General features: G+C 42.2%; 11 protein-coding genes. 8 read left to right on the top strand and 3 right to left on the bottom strand.

From position 1 onward, the window contains the following. Nucleotides 1-47: 47 nt before the first annotated feature. The gene (locus tag L1286_RS00225; protein ID WP_235404879.1) at nt 48-3317 is read left to right on the top strand and encodes a two-component regulator propeller domain-containing protein; all 3270 of its coding nucleotides are present in this window, start codon (nt 48-50) and stop codon (nt 3315-3317) included. Nucleotides 3318-3398: 81 nt separating this feature from the next. Here the strand turns inward: L1286_RS00225 and L1286_RS00220 are convergent, their stop codons facing one another. Together L1286_RS00220 and L1286_RS00215 are read right to left on the bottom strand one after the other, a co-directional pair. After that, entirely contained in the window at nt 3399-3608 is a 210-nt protein-coding gene (locus L1286_RS00220) for a helix-turn-helix domain-containing protein (protein ID WP_235404878.1), read from the bottom strand. 2 nt (nt 3609-3610) lie between these two features. Further along, on the bottom strand, nt 3611-4225 hold the full coding sequence (locus tag L1286_RS00215) for a DUF2975 domain-containing protein (protein WP_235404877.1): 615 nt from the start codon (nt 4223-4225) through the stop codon (nt 3611-3613). Nucleotides 4226-4263: 38 nt separating this feature from the next. Here L1286_RS00215 and L1286_RS00210 point away from each other — a divergent pair, with 38 nt between their 5' ends. The 7 genes from L1286_RS00210 to L1286_RS00180 all read left to right on the top strand — a co-directional run bounded on the left by L1286_RS00210 (nt 4264) and on the right by L1286_RS00180 (nt 13807). Continuing rightward, nucleotides 4264-6324: a S9 family peptidase gene (locus L1286_RS00210; RefSeq protein ID WP_235404876.1), complete on the top strand. Its 2061-nt coding sequence runs from the start codon at nt 4264-4266 to the stop codon at nt 6322-6324. A 130-nt stretch (nt 6325-6454) separates the two neighbouring features. Then, the gene (locus L1286_RS00205) at nt 6455-7132 is read left to right on the top strand and encodes a response regulator transcription factor (RefSeq protein WP_235404875.1); all 678 of its coding nucleotides are present in this window, start codon (nt 6455-6457) and stop codon (nt 7130-7132) included. Continuing rightward, nucleotides 7125-8504, top strand: a complete 1380-nt coding sequence (locus tag L1286_RS00200; RefSeq protein WP_235404874.1) for a sensor histidine kinase — start codon at nt 7125-7127, stop codon at nt 8502-8504. Before L1286_RS00205 ends, L1286_RS00200 begins: the two co-directional genes overlap by 8 nt. A 112-nt stretch (nt 8505-8616) precedes the next feature. Then, on the top strand, nt 8617-10509 hold the full coding sequence (locus L1286_RS00195; protein WP_235404873.1) for a DUF1800 domain-containing protein: 1893 nt from the start codon (nt 8617-8619) through the stop codon (nt 10507-10509). Nucleotides 10510-10520: 11 nt separating this feature from the next. Next, nucleotides 10521-11873 (top strand): DUF1501 domain-containing protein, encoded by a 1353-nt coding sequence (locus L1286_RS00190; RefSeq protein ID WP_235404872.1) that lies wholly within the window; start codon nt 10521-10523, stop codon nt 11871-11873. A 201-nt stretch (nt 11874-12074) separates the two neighbouring features. Beyond that, nucleotides 12075-12932, top strand: a complete 858-nt coding sequence (locus tag L1286_RS24195; protein WP_235404871.1) for a LytTR family DNA-binding domain-containing protein — start codon at nt 12075-12077, stop codon at nt 12930-12932. 335 nt (nt 12933-13267) lie between these two features. Beyond that, complete coding sequence (locus L1286_RS00180; protein ID WP_235404870.1) at nt 13268-13807, top strand: cytochrome b; 540 nt, start codon at nt 13268-13270, stop codon at nt 13805-13807. Between the two features lie 251 nt (nt 13808-14058). Here L1286_RS00180 and L1286_RS24190 read toward each other — a convergent pair whose 3' ends face one another. Then, the gene (locus L1286_RS24190) at nt 14059-19212 is read right to left on the bottom strand and encodes an alpha-2-macroglobulin family protein (protein ID WP_235404869.1); all 5154 of its coding nucleotides are present in this window, start codon (nt 19210-19212) and stop codon (nt 14059-14061) included. Between the last annotated feature and the right edge of the window lie 156 nt (nt 19213-19368).

Here is a 19368-nt window from a genome sequence, read left to right as displayed (position 1 = left end):
TGTTTCACAGGCGCACTCCCCCAAACTCTTCGTTAGGAACTCTGTCTTTGGTTCGAATAATCTTTTATTTTTTGACACTCGCGCTTGTATTCGAGTCACACAGTAATGAACTTTCACCTGAGCGTGTTTTGGTCGAGATTCAAGCCAAGCAAATACAATCTGCAAACTGGCAAAATGTCTCCCAATTGAGATTGCCAATCGGTCAACCAGCATTACTTCAGTCAACGCAAGTGAACCCCGATATGTCGAGGCCTATCGACACGACAGAAGCAATAAGTTTTGACGAAATTAACCTGCCGTTGTCTTATGAACACATTTTAGAAGCAAGTTTTGAACACCAAACTGTCAACCCACAGTTTAGCCATTGGCGCCGTGTAAAACCGACTCAATACGAGCTAAATACATTGTCCGATATCAGGCATTTTTCTCCGCGGCAAGGCCTTCCCACAGGGTCCGTTTACGAGGTCGTTCAGGATGTCAAAGGCCATCTATGGCTAGCTACAAATGGCGAAGGTCTTTGTCAGTATATCGCAGAACATTTTAGGTGCTTTAATGATCGACATGGTCTGAGTAATAATCGTGTTTGGGACATTGAACAAATGGCCAGTGGTGAATTTGCTTTGGCAACAGATAAAGGAGTAAATCTGTTCAATGGTGATATGTTTAAAACCCTCACCATAAAAGGCGAGAAGTTTGAGGATAAAGTCAGCAATATCGCGATTGTATCTGATGTTTTGTATTTCTCAACGGGCCTTGCGCTGTATCGTTATCACCACGAAACACTGGAAAAATTGTCGCTCAGCGAGCGTGTCGGTTCAATAAATGATATGCATGGCGACCAAGATACACTGTTGATTGCGACACAGACAGGCTTATACAAGTTTTATGCTGGCGCACTCACCTTATTTAATTTCGATACACATTGCCAAGGTCAAGCATCCTCTGTCACCAGTTCAAAAGAAATGATTGCTTTTTCTATTGTTGGTTCTGGTATCTGTATGGTCGATAAAACCCAGCAGCGCGCTTACCTAAAGACAGGAATAGCGTCATTGAATGTCACCGCATTGCTCATTGACGAAATGGATAACGCCGTTTGGGTTGGCGATGATAGTAAAGGGGTTTTCAAAATCGATCGTGACCGCGTTAGTACATTTAATAAAAAGAACGGGCTAAGTGACCAACACATACGCGGTTTAATGCAAGATGGGCAGGGGCATATTTGGGCCTCGACTTATGGCGCTGGGTTAAATCGCATTAAAGATGGTGGCTTTCGTTTACTGACTAAACGTAGTGGGTTACATCGCGAACGAATTAGTGCAATGGCAAATATAGAGGGTCAATTATGGCTCGGCCAGTACGGGACTGGTATTCAAGTGTTTGACGAAGGCCAGTGGCTGACTGTGGCACAGCGTCTGTTTAACTCATATGTCCATGCTTTAGCTCAGGACAGCGAAGGCCGAGTATGGGTAGGCACTAGGCAGGGAGTCAGCATTTTAGGAAATCAAGAGAGCTTACATATTTGGCGACACAATGGCTTAGCAGCGAACATTATTCATCAAATCGCGCGTGCGCGCGATGGGTGTATGTATTTGGCCACAGAAGCCGGGTTGTATCGAAGCTGTGCCGGCAAGTTGCAATTTTTAGAGTTGAATACAGCCGAATATGTGATTGACGTATTCATTGACCATACGGACAACGTGTGGTTTGTCACTAACGGTGGCGGCAGTTATTTTATTGAAAACCATGTTGTGTACAGATTCAATCAGTCTGATGGATTACCCAGTGACTGGGCATATAGTATCGAGCAAGGCAAGGATACAACAATGTACCTAGGTACCCGAAACGGTGTGTTTGCACTTAAAAGGCAAGAAGATACGTGGTTAGGTCGACACATCAACACAGATGATGGGCTAAGTAGTCATATCGTACTTGGGTTAAAAATCTTACACGGGGAGTTATGGGTCGGCACTGAGCATGGTAATAACCGAATACGTACAGCGCACTTGTTTGATCTTCAGTATCCAATTGAAATGGATTCGTTCGTCTATGACAACGGTTACTTGGCAGTGGATGCTACCCTTAATACAGCTGAGTTTATCGACGATACTTTTTTCTGGGGTTCTGGTAGTGGTGTAATCTATTTTGATCCCAACGAAATTACGCTAGAGCCTAATTTAAGCACGAGTATTTTGGAAGTAGCCTCTTTGAGCCACACGGGTGAACACCATCATGCGCCGCTCAATGGCGACGTTGAATTCTCACCCGAAACACAACAAATTGTGTTTCGGGTCAGTCATAGTGACTGGGCAAACCCAGAGCGTGTGATGTATCAGTCTCGATTGCTTGGCAGCAGTGAGTATTGGAGCGAACCTTCTACGTCAAGCGAAATTACGTACAATCAACTAGCGCCTGGTCACTACGTATTTCAGGTGCGTTCATTTGCCTCAGGGAGTGTGGGTGATCACATCAGTTATCCGTTTACTGTTTTGTCTCCCTGGTGGCGAACTTGGTGGGCGTATACCATCGCCTTATTCACCATTCTAATGTTGATGTATCAGGCTATAAAATGGCGATTTAGCTTCTTAGCAAAACAGCAAAGGATAAAAGACCGCGCCGAATTTTCTGAAGCATTGCTGGAACGTAAAAAACAATTGCTGGCAGAGGTATCACACGAAATCCGCACGCCTTTAAGTGTTCTTAAAATGTCAATTGAAGGGTTAGAATACAATTTGACAACAGACACAGAAAAAACCTACGAGTTATTACATAGGCGCATTGGGGACATTAACTTACTGGTTGCTGATATTGACCAACTGGCGCGCACAGAGTTGGAAGAGCGGATCCTTAATCTAGCGCCCGTGCCAGTAAAATCATGGTTACTTGCATGGATAGCCGATGCTAACGGGCGTATTACACAGCGTCGTGGCTATACCTTCGAATACGAAATAGATGTTGCAGACACCTTAAAGATAAATGCAGATATAGACCGGTTAACGCAAGTGTTAACAAACTTGCTGTCTAATAGTATTCGCTATTCGGCCTGCCCGGCTAACATACATTTTCGCGCTAAATCCTGTAGAAATGCGCTTGTATTGTCGATTTCGGACAGTGCGCCTGGTGTATTGGAGAGTGAGTTAAAGACAATTTTTGAGCGTATGTATCAAAGTGAGCAAAACAAATCGCTCTATAAAGGAGGTACCGGACTTGGCTTGGCAATTTGTCAAGACTTGGTGGCGAGACATGGTGGAGATATTATTGCAACACACAGTGAATTGGGGGGCGTAAAAGTATCGATTACTCTGCCTATTTTGCCTTGAAGTACGTTTAGCAAAAGCCGCAGACTATGTTAGTGTCATACGGCACGCCATTGCTCGAACGAGGAAGGGTTAAAGCGCAATTTACGTCTCAGCCTTGAAGGCCAAGATATCTCCTGGTTGGCAATCTAAGTAGTTACAAATTGCTGCCAGTGTTTCAAACCGAACCCCTTTTACTTTACCGCGTTTTAGTAAAGATAGGTTTGCTTCAGTGATGCCTATGGCTTTGGCGAGTTCTTTTGAAGATACTTTACGCATGGCCATCATCACATCAAGGTTCACAATAATTTCCATGCTTAAATAAACTCTTTGTTTTCGTCTTCGATTTCCTTTGCTGCTTTAAGTAAATGGGCAACAATGGCGAGTAAAATCAGGGTTGTTAGATAACCAAATTCTATTTTTACAATGAGCTCCGTAGACTCGTAAAGTGCTGAATGCCACATGCCCATAGCAAAATTAAGCAATGCCGCGTAAAGGATAGCGCCAATCTTAGTCCAGACAAACCCTATGTAACAACGAAAAGACGTATGACTAAAAAAATCGCCGCTTTGAAATTCCAGCAGCAGCTTGTTCATCCAATAAACGCTTAAGATTACTAAAAGCAACGCAGGTACAGAAGCAAGAAAAAGAACAAGTTGGCTAACCTCTCCACTTGCCCATAACGCTAAAAATGGTCTGCTATCAATGTAGCTTACTTGCTGGTTAACAAGCAGCTGAAACCCCATGAAGCTTAGTATGATGGCTGATATAGCCAGCATTAACAGACGTGTAGTTTTACTAAGCTTTTGAACTTTATATGCATACGGCGACATGGCCTGTTTACTCCTTAAATCTGATAGTGGAATGGTAACACATAAAATAATTTCTGCAAAAAAATATAAAATTATCGTTTTACAATAATAAATATCCATGTAATGATGTTTTCAAGTTGATTATGGAGTATCTCACTATGACGAATAAATATTCATTGTTTAAAAAGTCGATTATTAGCATCGGTATGTGCTCAGGGCTATTACTTTCAGGCTGTGGCACACCTATAAATGCAACTCAGCAAGTCGTGACGCAAACGCCTGTTGATTCCCATGCACTTGTGCCAGTTGAAGCAATATTTGATAAAAGTGAAATTTATGGTGTGTCAATATCACAAGACAACCAATGGATTGCGTTTATGAAGGTTCATAAGGGGGCACAGAATCTATTTGTTGTTCCACGTGACGGTTCGTTGGAGCAGGCATTACCACTGACGAATTACGCGGATGGTATTGATGGTTTTCGTTGGTCTAAAAATAGAAATGAGGTGTTTATTTTTAGAGATCATGAAGGCAATGAAAACAATCAAATTTTTAGGCTAAGTTTCCAACACGATCTAAGCATAGCCCCTTCTATCGACAAGTTAACAGCTTACGATGATGTGAACTACGGCTTTGAATCGCAACTTAACAGTAACCCCGATATATTAGTTGTTGCAGCAAACCATCAAGATAGAGGTCGTATCGACTTATTCCATTTGGATATGACGACCAAAAATATGGTTAATGTGTTTGTTAATGAATTTGGGTTCAATGAGCAACTGGTAAGTGATGATGGGTTAGTTGTGCTGGGGGCAAATTTAAATCGTGATAACACAAGTACATTGTTAAAATCCTCAGATGAAAAGTGGCTTGAAGTCATGACGACAAAGCCAGGTGAAACGTTTGAGTTTTATCATTATGATAAAGCTGCCAATACAGCCTACATCAGTGCAGATATTCAAGGTAGAGATAAGCAAGAATTGCTGTTGATTGACTTGAATACCAATGCAATAAGCACGGCACACACAGATCCTCTTGCGCAATCTGACTTACATCATGTGGTTTTTGGAAAAGACAATCAGCCACTCATTGTTTCTTACTATGGGGGCCGATTAAGAAACTACTCATTGACAGAAACGGCTAAAGCAATATTAGAGGATATAAATGGCAATTTTGATGATCAAGCAGATGTCTTGGTAAACAAAATTGATCATGAGAAAAACCAATGGCATATTTCAGTTTCATCTCCTGATCGGCCTAAGCGCAAGTTTGTATACGCAGCCGATAGTAAGACATTAATAGATTTACTGAACCAAAAACCAAAAGTCGATCCGAGTCTATTGGGCGACAGAACGAGTATCACATACACGGCAAAAGATGGACAGCTGATACAAGCTTACTTGACGATGCCGCGCAAAACGCAAACCAACTTACCTTTAATTGTTTTACCGCATGGTGGTCCTTGGGCAAGAGATCATTGGGGGTATAGTAGCGACTACTTTGTTCCATTTGCGCATTTTTTTGCAAACCGTGGATATGCCGTTTTGCAACCAAACTTTAGAGGGTCTTTGGGTTTCGGTAAACGCTTTACTATGCAAGGAGAGCGCAATTGGGGAACGGGTGTGATGCAACAGGATTTAACCGATGGTGTGCAGTACTTGGTAGAAAAAGGGATTGCAGACGGTGATCGAGTGGGAATTTTGGGCGCTTCCTATGGGGGGTATGCGGCATTAGCTGGCACCACCTTTACACCCGATTTATACCAAGCTGCAATCTCCTATGTTGGCCCTTCTAGTTTAATCACATTAGTTGAGTCTTGGCCTGAAGTTTATCGCCCTTACCTAGGCACTTGGTTTAAAGCGGTAGGTGACCCTCTGATTGAGTCGGACAGACAGGATATGGCCTCGCGCTCACCTATCAATTTTGTTGATAGAATAAAAACGCCATTGATGCTTATTCAAGGTGCGAATGACCCAAGAGTAACTCAGATAGAGTCAGATAATATCGCCAGAGAGTTACACAGAACGGGGCGAAATGTTGAGTATATTTTAGCTAAAGATGAAGGTCATGGTTTCAAAAAACATAACAACAAAGTGGCGACAGTCGTTGCAATGGAAGCTTTTTTTGCCAAACATTTAGGCGGTAAAAAGTCTAACAGTGTTGATGCGAGTATCAAAGCACACTTGTTTTCACTTAAAGTCGATACAAGTAAATTGTAAACGGTATAGTTAAAGTGTCTAAAGGCTAGCGGCGTGCTAGCCTTATTCGTTTGGTTAATTCATACAAAATTGTATCTCAGTTTCAGGCTGTTATCAGTTACACTGTATAAAAACACTGATTCAAGATGAAATGAAAGTATTGATAGTTGAAGACGATGTAGATACAGCTGACTTTATTAAGCGCGGTTTGGAACAACATGGTGAGATTGCACACCATGTGACATCAGCGCAAAAAGGAATGTTGCAAGCTTCATCGAGTGAATTTGACGTTATTATATTTGATAGGTTATTGCCCAATATGGATGGTATCGACGCGGTCCGAATTTTGCGAGGCAGTAACATAACCACGCCTATCATCATGTTAACGGCGTTAGGTGAAACCACCGATCGAGTTGCCGGGCTTGATGCAGGTGCGGACGATTATTTAGTTAAACCTTTTGATTTTTCTGAACTCTACGCACGTTTAAAAGCACTAACACGCAGAACGCCCCTAAAGCAAGAAGCGTTATCATTGAGTGTGGGTGACCTTGTGCTCGAACGCACTGCCAGGAAAGTAACTCGGTCAGGGCAAGTATTGGATCTTAATCCAAAAGAGTATCAAATTTTAGAATACTTGATGCTGAACCCAGGCCAGCTAGTAACGAAAACGATGTTGTTAGAGAAAGTCTGGGGGTTTAACTTTGATCCAAGAACTAGCCTCGTTCAGACACATGTAAGCCGTCTGCGTAATAAAGTTGATAAGCCCTTCACCATTGAGTTAATTAAAACCATTCGTGGTTGTGGATATATTCTGTCAGATCATGATTAAACACTTAAAACCCTATGATTTTGTAAATGCACTAGTGATAACGGGTGTGTTGTTTATCCTGAGTAGTTCACTCTTTGCGCTAGGCGCCGGCTTTGTAGTTCACTCTATCAGCCAATCTCAGGTTGAAGAGCTCAACGCATTCTCAACCGAAATTAAGGAACAGTTCCAGGAACATGGTTTAGACTGGCTACTTGATGACTTAGAACTAGATCAGCGACCAGTTTGGAATAGAGCGGAAAGCTTGGTGCGCTTAGATGAGCATGATAACCTATTTAAAGTTGTGCAATCAGGTGTTTTGTTGCTTGGTAGTGAATTGATATTTGATGCTGACGATGTCGCCACATGGCAAACGCTGAGTCTTGGTAGTGATCAAGAGTTTGAATTGCTGACGCTGCGTGTCGATCTAGATGACGCACTTTTTGTTACTATCTTGCAACCCAGAAGCTATGAAGCCACTCTTGTTTCGAGTGCTTTTTTGCAGTGGTATGCTTTTGTTTCGCTGCCGTTGCTAGGCGGACTATTTACACTCGTATTAATTCGCATTTTTCAACAACAAAAACAAACAGCACAAATTAAATCAACCCTTTTACAAATTGCAAAATCACCAGATTCTAAGCGATTGCCCGTATCAAAAAAACAGTCTCGTGAAAATGATATTGCGAACAGTATTAATATGATGCTTGATGACATCACAGATCTGCATGGCACGATGAAAACAATGTCTGTGGGAATAGCACATGATTTAAAAACCCCCCTGTCACGAGTTGCTAACCGTTTGCAAAGTATGCAGCATGACATTTCAGATCCGAGTTTAATAGAAACACACTTAACGCATGCAAGCAGTGACTTAAATTCTGTTATTTCAACTTTTAATAATTTAGTACGTCTCAATAGCATTGAATCGGGGCAACATAAAGATCGGTTTATCAAAATAAATTTATCGGATCTTATTGATGACTTAGCGCAAAGTTATGAGCCTGTTTTTGAAGACTCGGGCCGTACATTAGTGCGATCTACTGTGAGCGAAGTTTACTGTGTTGGTGATCCTGACCTAATTAGCCAGCTGATCTGTAATTTGCTCGAAAACGCCCTTGAGTACAGTGACACAGGTGCGCAAGTTTGGGTGAGACTACAAAGTCACACTGGTTCAGCACTTTTGCAAATTGGAGACGATGGCCCAGGTATACCTGAGGTTGATCAGCCTCACGTATTCGACCGATTCTATCGTGGCGATATTAGCAGGGGTCGCCCAGGAAATGGGCTTGGGCTAAGTATTGTTCAAGCAATTTGTCAGGTGCATGGCGCAAATTTAACCTTACTCACAAATCAAACTGGTGCGGTTTTTAACATCGAAGTGCCAATTTCTAAATAACCATGTTTCACCATACAATTTTGTATGGTTTCTGTATGGGAAGTGTAAAACACAAACCGCCTATTTGGCTCTACACTTATTGTAATGAAAACAATAACCAAGGGGCCAAATCATGACATTAAATGGTATGAATAAACACTACGTCTTTGCTTTATTCTTCAGCTTTTTAGTGGGTTGTGGAGGAAACGGGGGTGGAGAACAAGCCAATAGTAATCTCGCTAACAACAATAATACAGCTGATCAGAGCTCTCATTCAGGTCAGGATAATGCCAATAACAACAGTCAAACTGACAACAGCGATTCAGATCAAGGCGAACCGGACGCCGACAATGATGATTCTGATGGCCCAACACAGGTCGATGATACATTTTCCTCTCCTGAACGCGTATCGAGATTTGTTCAACAAGCGACTTTTGGCGTGACTCCACAGCAAATAGTCAATCTACACGGAACAAGTGCATCTGAGTGGTTTAAAAACCAGTTGGCACTGCCGGCGAGCTTGGTGTTACCAGCTGTTGTTGCCGCAGCGCCCAATGATCCCGACGATGAATTTAACTTGTTTCATATTGAACAAACTTCTTTGGCTTTTTGGCGCAACAGTATTGCAGGAGAAGACCAGTTAAGACAAAGAATGGCATTTGCGCTGTCAGAATTGCTGGTGGTATCGAATGCGGGGGGCGAAGTGCTTACGGATATTCCAGAAGCGGTTGCGGCGTATCAGGATTTATTGATCACCAATGCATTTGGCAATTACCGTACGCTATTAGAACTCATCACTTACTCGCCCGCCATGGGACACTACTTGACATATATGGGCAACGAAAAAGGCAATGAACAAACAGGTAGGATGCCTGACGAAAATTATGCCCGTGAGCTTCTGCAATTGTTCACACTTGGTGTGGTCGCGTTAAATCATGACGGTACTGTCGTTCAAAATACAGAAGGAGACATTGTAGAACTCTATGATAACAGTGATATTACCGGTCTCGCGCGTGTGTTTACTGGATTGAATCTCAATGAAGATGATCCAGAAGAGCTTATCAATACGCGATTCACAATGCCAATGCAGATTTTTCCAGAGTCTCACTCTGAAAAAGAAAAAACATTTTTAGGCAACACTATCGCTCCTGGGACTGATGCGCAGGCTTCAATTACACAAGCGTTAGATCATATCTTTAACCACGCTAATCTTGCGCCATTTGTTACCAAGCAATTAATACAACGTCTGGTCACATCCAATCCAAGCGCCGATTATGTATCTAGGACTGTTGCAGCTTTCGAGACTGGGCGATACACATTGCCAGATGGAACGTCAGTAGGACAGCAGCAAAGAGGTGATTTAGCGGCTACTCTAGCAGCGATTTTGTTTGACCAAGAAGCGAGACAGTTGGCGCCAACCACTGGGGGAAAAGTGAGAGAACCCATACTGCGCTTTACCCATTGGGCGCGGGCCTTTAACGTAGAGAACATCGAGCCTAAATATATTTCTCAGTTATGGGAAACAGGTGCCAGTGCCGCGTTGGGCCAACACCCCTATCGTTCACCAAGCGTGTTTAATTATTTTCGACCTGGATACAAAGCGCCTGGTACTGCTAGTGCACAGCTAGGACTTGTCGCACCAGAGCTACAGATCATGAATGCGAGCTCTATTCCGGGTTACATCAATTTCATGACGTACTTTGTCATGGGACAGCAACAAGAAGCTGATATTGACGAGTTAAAAGAGGAATTTGACGAAATTGGTGTCGACTTCGATTTCCAAAAAGCACTGCAGAGCTTTAAACCAAACTATCAGGCGCTATTAGACATTGCGCAGACACCTGATAAATTGGTGGATTATCTTGACTTGTTACTGTGTGCAAACCAAATGAGCACGCAAACGAAAGCAAATATACGTGCGGCCCTATCACAAATTCCAAGTGACGAAGAAGATGGCTATCTACCACGCGTACATTTAGCCATCTTGATGGTGATGTCTTCGCCAGATTACCTTGTTCAAAAGTAGGACCTAATACTATGAATAGACGCAAATTCTTAAAATCAGCCAGTGCTAGTGTTGTTGCTTCTTCTATTTTAAACATGGGCGAAGTGTTAGCAAATACACAAGTCGAAAGCGAAGAGTATCGAGCATTAGTATGTGTTTTTCTATACGGCGGAATGGATAATCATGACACCATCATTCCATATGATACGGACAGTTATAATAAATGGGCTCAAATTAGACAGCCCCTTTTAAGCCAGTATCAAACTAAAAGAGATTTGACGGGGTTGGTTCCAATTAATACGCCAGATAGATTTTTAACTAGGCGGTTTGCGCTGCCGCCAGAAATGGCTGGTATCGCTAATTTGTATCAAACAGGTAAATTATCCATTGTCGGCAATGTTGGGCCGTTACTAGAACCTGTTACCGCGAGTGCTATCAAAGCCGATACTGCTAAGCTCCCCTCAAGGCTGTTTTCACATAATGATCAGCAAAGCACCTGGATGTCAGGCAAAGCAGAGGGAGCACAGTATGGCTGGGCCGGGCGTCTCAATGACGCATTGATTAGTTCGGGCGCACAGCAAGCAAATACGTTCTCAGCGGTCACCACATCCAGTGCTGGACTGTTAGTAACAGGCACTAATACGACGCCCTATCACGTCACAGATGGTAAAGCCGCAACCATCGACGTTCTTGAGCAGTTTGCCGACAATGATGAGGTTCAAGCACATTTCAGCGCACTTGGTCACCAAACGAATCATGTTTTGCAACAGGATGTAAGTACCAAAACGAGTCAATCATTTGATGCCAACGACATGTACAATCGCGCGATCTCGGGTCAAACACTGACTATTCCGACTTTTCCAAAAACGCCGCTAGGACGACAGTTAGAGTCTGTGACTAAGGCAATTGCGATACGGGATCAACTTCAAACTAAAAGACAGATTTTTGTCGTTGCGATGGGGGGATTTGACACGCATTCAGAACAAGTAAGAAGCTTGCCAAGGCTGCAAACAGCGCTCGATGGCGCGTTGACAGCTTTTAATACAGCGATGGAGAGTATGGGCTTAAGTAAGAATGTAACGCTTTTTACAGCCTCTGATTTCGGTCGGACACTGGCCATTAATGGAGACGGTACTGATCATGGCTGGGGAGCGCATCACTTTGTTATGGGTGGTGCAATTAATGGTGGTACAATTTTTGGAGACATACCACAAGCAGAGTTCAACCATGAATTAGACGCTGGCAGCGGTCGGCTTATCCCAACCATGGCAGTGGACCAATATGCTGCCTCTCTTGGTAGTTGGTTAGGATTGGATGAGAATGCATTAAACACAGTGTTTCCGAATTTGAGCAAATTTGGTCAGGCGCCTAACCTTTTTGTTTAGCCATCCCTAAAATAGTGGTAACCATGATGTGTCTAAGCGTGGTTACCTCAATATTTTTGCTTACTCTATGTCTTCTCAGTAAGCGTTTTTGTCTGAGTTTATTCCATGAATATTATTGCAACTATGCGATGAATATGTACACTGTGGCCTGTGCAAATAATTGCTATTGGATGTAGCGCTTTAACGCAGGGGCAAAATAAGGTGCAATCGATTTTTAACAATCTGAAACGTTTGGAAGACTATCAGTTGATTTTACTTGGTTGGCTGGTGGTGATTTTTACTATTTGCTTGAATTGCACCGTGCATAGTGTGTTTATCGCCGAAGAAAGCGTCGATTTGCTGTCCTCAATTAGCTGGTCTTTAAAAGAGTTTGGCGTTTGGCTCGTAATGACGCCCGCGCTTTGTTATGCATTTAATACATCGCGCTCACGTGTAAACCCCTTGCCGCATTTTGTTGTTTTCGGATTGTATGCAATTGGGATAGCTTTACTCATTAATACCTCTATGGATGTTTTCCTAGAGGAAATTCACTGGCAGGAAAGCCTCTTCTTCAATTGGCATAAACATGTAATTGCATTTTTTGCTATCGCCACTGTCTGGAAAATGAAGTTGAAAATGGAATCAGAGTCGAGTGCTTCAACTTGTGTTCAAGTAGAACTGGACAATGGGGCCCATCGAGATCTAATGGTGAGCGACAATACAGAAAAAAGTCACATTAGTTGTTCATCGCCCGAGAAAAAAAGTGACAATCTATCCTTTAAGAATCCGAATCTAGAGATATCTCAAGAAGACATCCACTTTGTTCAAGCCTGTGGGAACTATCTCGAAATACAAACCGCAACTACCGTGCACCTTGTGAGGCTTACTTTGAAAGAACTTGAATCAATGTTGGACGACGTTCGTTTCTTAAGGTGCCATCGTTCTTATTTAGTAAACTTAAACAAAGTTGAATCACTTAAGAATTACCGTTCTGGACACGGGGAAGTACGTTTGACTAGTGGTGAAGCCGTGCCGGTAAGTAAAAGCAAGCGCAGCAAAATGCGAGCATGTATAGAATGATACCCTCTGTGCTCGCCGCGAATTTCTTCGTTGCTTGAACAGACATTCGACCATGTTGTAATGGCCAACCCTCCTTATTTTACTTTACACATAGTTTACAAAATGGCAATCTACCGCCCGGAAGAATTGGCAAAGTGGATAAGTTAGTTTAGCTTAGAATTTATTAAGTTAATTTTAATAACTAAAATATACATAAATAAATCAATAGCTAAGCATTGTGACGAATGGAGGAGTCTGTCAATACAGCCCAAATTTAATCCATTTGTCCCTAACTACTTCACACTGCCATATACTCAGTTTAAATTAGATTCCAAGGATATATACAGGTATAAACTATGAAAAATAACACATATACTTTGGCGACCCGAGGTTTGCATTGGCTTGTAGGCTTGACGATGTTGAGTCTACTTATTGTTGGTTTTGTGATGGCGACGTTTGAAATTTGGGCGTTGTATGATCTCCACAAAAGTTTTGGCGTTTTGGCTATTTTGCTGATACTACCAAGAGTAATTTATCGTTTGGTTAAAGGGTTTCCATCGACAAATGAAGCCCATAAAGTGTGGGAACAAAAAGTGTCACACATTATTCACTGGGTGCTCCTTATTGGTACGATATTGATGCCAGTTACCGGCATGCTTTACTCCGGCTTTGGTGGCTATGGCCTTGATGTCTTTGGGATATCTTTAATCAGCGAAAATATTGTCGATGATGACATTGTGTCTTATAACGAGTCTGTGTTTGTGATTGCGAAAACCGCGCATTGGGTGATCGGCTATTGTTTGGGTGCGGCTATTTTCTTGCATATAGCCGGCGCATTAAAGCATCACTTTATAGATAAGGACGATACGCTCAACAGAATGACAGGAAAAGCGTAAACTTTTTCTACGCAGAAATAGCAAAAAGCGCGCGCTTTTTGCTATTTGAACCACTATCTTTTAATGACATAATTTAAAGGGCGTGCTGAGATGGCAGATGTGACATACAGTGCAAGCTTTTCACTTGTGCTCGTTATATTGGTTATTTGCTTACTTTTTTTATTCGGCAAAGCGCAGAGAGCCAAGTTAGAAAACACGCGTAAAAAAAATAAACGCAAAGACGACACTAAAACGTAAATTTGTTCGCATGTTTAATGCAAAGACAATATATCAGCACCTGAACTACCGAATATTTCAGGTGCATACATTAACTCGACCTTAGCAGCAGGCGAGATATATGTACCATTGAATCGTGCTTCAGCTAGGTACTCGAAAACTGTCCTACCCGCGTTTAGTTTGTATCTATGCCACGTTATTTTTTCCATCTCTTTTATCATAGGACGATCTGATTCAGCCATATTTCCTAGCCATTGTCTGTATTGCTTTTGTCGATGTGCAGGGTTTAGAGCGACGAGCCCTTTTGCAAGGCGGTCGCTTAACATCACATGTTCTCTGTTTATTGGGCTAAATATGGACAGTCTTACTTTAATCAGTTGCCCGACTTTGATTTCACTTACCTTTGCATCTACCCATTCGCTTCCGTTTAAAACTTGATACGTTTTAGTCACGCCGAGCCCGGAGAATTGGCGTTTGTCATCTTCAAAGGGTTTGTTCGTTTCAATACGAAGATAAAAGTCATCTTCTACCTGTGTATTGATTCGATACTCGGTCACAAATTCATTGCGATGAATCGGGTCAAATGTTGCTGAAAGCGGTTCTGAGAAAGGTCTGTTTTGCAGTGCTCTTGTGCATAATGCATCATTTAAAGTATTGCCAAAATGCCCGGTTACAAGTTGTCGCTCAACTACTTGCCTTGCAATCTCGTTTTGTAGTTTCGAGTTTTCTGTCAATAACAGCGTAAGACACTTAGATTCAGTTGAGCCGATAGCTGCGTAACTGTTGTCACGGTATTGAGCGCCTATTATCCGCTCTAGTGCGTGTTCAATATGCAGCTGCTTTTCTCCTGCTGCTTTCAAGGCTAATAACTGAAGTACATTACTTTTGGTATCTATCATGCCCCGATCTCTGATGTTACGGACTTCTGTCAGGCTTAGGTGCCCACGCTCAGCCAAAGCCCATAACAACCAATCGTTTGCATGAACGTGCATAGATGAGCTGAGGTTTATTTTGTACTCCCAAGAATCTATCAGGGTGTGTTTTAATGCGGTTACCAAAGTGTCCTTTATTTCAAAATGATAATCTGTGTCTTTGAGCCAATGTTGAGACAACAAGGTATATGCTGTTAAGAATGGGTCCTCGCTGGAACTTGCGAAATAACGGTAGCCTAGGTTTGTGCTATTGATAGTACTTCCAACATTAAGCATGCTTTTTAAGGACATATCGACGCTATCGCTCACTGGGTTGCTCGTCACACTCAGTGTTCTAGATAGCGTTTGCTCCCAGCAGTGATGGGGGTAACTTTTGTGGTAATCCAGTAGCCCATGCCAGTCTGGCGCCATTTTATTGGTTGATATAACTTGGCCTTGATTGATGTGCTCACCATTGGGTAAAAACACTGTCCGAGCAGATTGTTGGTCAATTTTAAAAGTCCGTTTAAAGCGGTAGCTGCTTTCTATGACTTCAAATCGTGAAGTCTGGCTTCGACTGGGATCAATTTCACTTTCGACTAAGATATGATGTTGTGTGGCAGACAAGTCTTTTAAGGGTATTTCCAAGGTGGTGCGCTCACCTTCGTTCAAGTTGATGGTGTGAACGGCCACTTGTTCGTCATTTATTTTGATGTTTATTTTGTCGTAAACTGCTGCTTTACTGCGATTCGTTACTATCAGCCTAGCTTTTGCGTTATCGCGATCAAACACCTTTTTTGGTACATATAAGGCATATTCAATATCTGATGAGGTCGTGATTTGCGCTTCGTATCGTGTGTTGCCTGTTTCATTCACTGCCAGTGCAAATAACCTCCATCGACCAATTAATTGAGGCATAGAGACGTTGATGGTTGTTGCTTGTCCTTGTTTTACGGCAAGCGTATCCAACCATATTGACTGCGCCATTTTGGTTTGTGCATTGCGTTGTAACGGTGGCATCGCACGGTGACGAAAATGCGTGTTATGAGAATGTGCATCCAGATTAAATGTTTTTAATAATGTTGAATCCAATTGCCCATCCATGTCCACTGACCAGTCTTTTAGGTTGTAATAGGAATTAAAGGGCAATGCATATGATTGACTATTATAGAGCGCTTGGAAGCTGATATCGTGTGGTCGTATGTATGCAATATCAAATAAAGCGTCATTAACCAACCACATCTGTACCTCTGCATTTTGGTTGCTTTTAAGGGTGATGGAAAGAGCACTATTTGGTTTGACTGTATCGTCATGAGATACAGATAACTCAAGTGAAGTTGACGGCAAAACAGAGATGCTTTTGCTTACGATTGAACCGAAGAGGCTAAGCTTTTTGGGTAAACCTAAGTAATTAATGCTAGCTGGAAAATGTTGGAATTGAGATTTAAGCCGTTCAAAAATCTCGTGCATTTCTTTTGTGTGCTGTTTTTTTATTGTTTCTTGCTGTTGAGTGTCAAATGGCATAAACACGTGGACATTAAAACCGGGTAACAGCTCTTGGGAGACATCAATGTCTATGGTGTTGTGCCCTTGATTCAACTCAGTCTGGATAACTTGCTGATATTCACCTGCGTTGATAAAGATTGTGGCGCTACCTGCTTGACCCGCTTGAATCGCGAGTTTATACGTCTCCCCTACTTGGGTATTGTCATCTCCGTTAATGACAAAGGGCGATGAGCTTGGCGATTCGTCCGGTTCATCGGCGAAAACATAATGTGTACGAGTCCAGCGATAGTCGAAATCAACACTCTGAACCTCGAATGTTAAGCGCCCCGTGTATTGTGGCGGAATTTTACAATCGTATGGCGTTACACCAGTACAAAGCATTTGTTTTTCTTGTTCTTCTAATACGACATATACTACCGTGTTTTCATTAACTTGTTCACCCGTTTCGTCTAACGCGATAACACGCAAACTTTGGTTTTTTTCTTTGGTACCTATGTAATGATCCCTTGAAAAATAGGGAATACTCGCCCGGTAGAACGTACTTTCTCCTGACTCCGATGTGACGGTGCCGTGCATATTCACGGTAACGAGTGGCAGGTTCTGTGCTAACTCAAATTCGAAAGTACCTTTACCATTTGAAAGAGATAACTCTGCGGTACGCGCGCTTCTCGATAAGCCTGAAAGCTCGCTACTATCATTATAATTGAAACTCCATGGCCAACCTTCAGGGGTTGAATACATACTCTGATAACTGTACTTTAATGCACCGTTAAACTGTTTAATTGGAAAGCCATTATAAGTCTTGCCAGACACTATCACTTCAAGCGATTGTGACTGTGAGACGCTAGGTGGGTGGCGCCATGAGAATACCAACTCAGGTGGAATGAACTCAGATACCTTAATGTATTCACTTATTGTGATTTCGTCAGTGTCATTTTTGGCTTGAATCCAATAATCACCTTCATCTGATAACCCGCTTGGCAAACTGAACTGGTGCAAACCGAACTTTGACACTGACTTCGCTTTGAGTTTTATCGGTTCAAATGCTTTATCCGAAACTTTATGTAACGAGAGCTGGACGTCATCAGTCACGGTAATGAGGCCTTGCACAGTATGTTTTTTAATGAGTAAACTAAAGTCAATGGGGCTATTAGGTTTGTATATAGGTTGACTAAAAACAACAACCCCTTTGGTTTTCTTAGGCTTATGTGTGTCAATTTCAACCATTGCTTTTTTATGTTCATTTTGCGCCCACAACCAACAATTGTCTCTATAGTTATCTACGATGCGAGTCCAATCCTTTGGCGGTATATAGAGATGACCTTTCTCGTCGGTTTCTCCAACAAATACAGGGCTATCCATGTTTTTACAAATGAGGCTGACCGTAGCGCGTATCGGGAAATGGGTGTTAAAATCCGATGCTGTTACGACAAGACCTGAGCTAATAAATACCTTTAAACCAAAATCAGATACCGTAGACACTGGTGTGGCGTGTTTGTAGTTCAAATCTGCACTGTATTGGGTGCTCGCACTGTTACCAGACAGATCATAAAACACAATGCCACTTTCGTCATTTAACAGTGTTGATGAAGGCAGCTGCGTGATATGTAGCTTATTGTCATCACTCACATTAACGGACAATGGTTTGTGAAGATTTGATTTGTCTGGGCTATTTAGCCAACTGAGTAAACCTTGGCTGTTGTTGACATCGAAATACTGAACTACTAAATCTGATGCATTTTTGTGGTAAAGGGTAAGCTGTGCCTTTTCGGATGAAGCAAATTGTTTTCCAAGATAACTTTGTATACGCCAGTGGGCGGTGGCTTTGTCTGTTTGATAGTTAAGGAGTGAGCCCGTATTGTCGAAATGTATGCCCGCCTCCGTCGTTAAGCGTGATAAATCAAGTTGATACGTCGTATTCCCACGCAAAGCGATATGATAAAAATACAGTGCTTGTTCAGTCACTACATGTTTCACAGTTACTGGATGGGTTTCGTGTGTATCAGTAGCGATGGTCGACAGGTCTCGCCTATTTTTTAGCGGATGGGAAAAACCAAGCGCCAGCTGTTCGGGCGCACATGTCTTAAATGACCCCTTATTAATTCGTTTGTATTGCTGTGATGTTGTCTGACAGAATAGACCTAAGAATTTTGCTGAGTTAGAAATACTTGGCTGGTTGAACACGACGATGGGCGCGGTCGTCGTAACGTGCTGTTCAGTTGCTTTGAATCCCTTAGGGAGTGAGGCTTTAAATTCATTAAATTCAACGGTGTTAGCAAAAGTAAAATTGAGCTTGGCGAGTCCATTACTCATATTGTTCAGCTCAGTGGTGATCGGTGCTATTTTCTCGCCGTTAGATGTAAAGAGCATCTTGCCAAGCATTGCTCGGGCAACATTTTGGTCGGCTTCATGAAAAGCGTTAACAACAACAGAAAAAGTGTGCTTCTCAACCGTTGCGTGTTCAAAATCAAATTGCCTTTTAGTCCATACTTTTTGAAACTCCTCCCCTAACTGTTTATGGACACCATGAAAGTGAGTGGTGATTGTTAGAGGCAATGGGATATACGACGGTGCTTGTATGTAGGAGTCACAACTAAGCCTATTGAGGTCATGGTATCGCCAATGACAGTGTTTTTTTATAGATTTGTTTAGTTTAATGGCGGCAATTTGACGTGGAGTCGGTACCTCGCCATGACGTGCAATTGGCTGATTAAAGGTAATCAGTATTTGTCGCAGATGCCGCTTATTTTCAATAAATTGGACGTCTGACACTTGAAGCGGCTGTGCATGCGTTGACAGCGCAGTTAGACAAAATACGCAAAACAGTAACTTGATGAGCATCAGTAAAAATTGATGTTATTATTTGCCATCAATATATCAAAATTACTTAGGAATATCACTGATTAAATTGGTCAAGGTCAGTGTCAA

Source organism: Pseudoalteromonas sp. SMS1, from assembly GCF_021530565.1.
Taxonomy (GTDB): domain Bacteria; phylum Pseudomonadota; class Gammaproteobacteria; order Enterobacterales; family Alteromonadaceae; genus Pseudoalteromonas.
The sequence above is the reverse complement of the archived record's forward strand: the minus strand, read 5'-3'. Positions and strand labels throughout refer to the sequence as shown.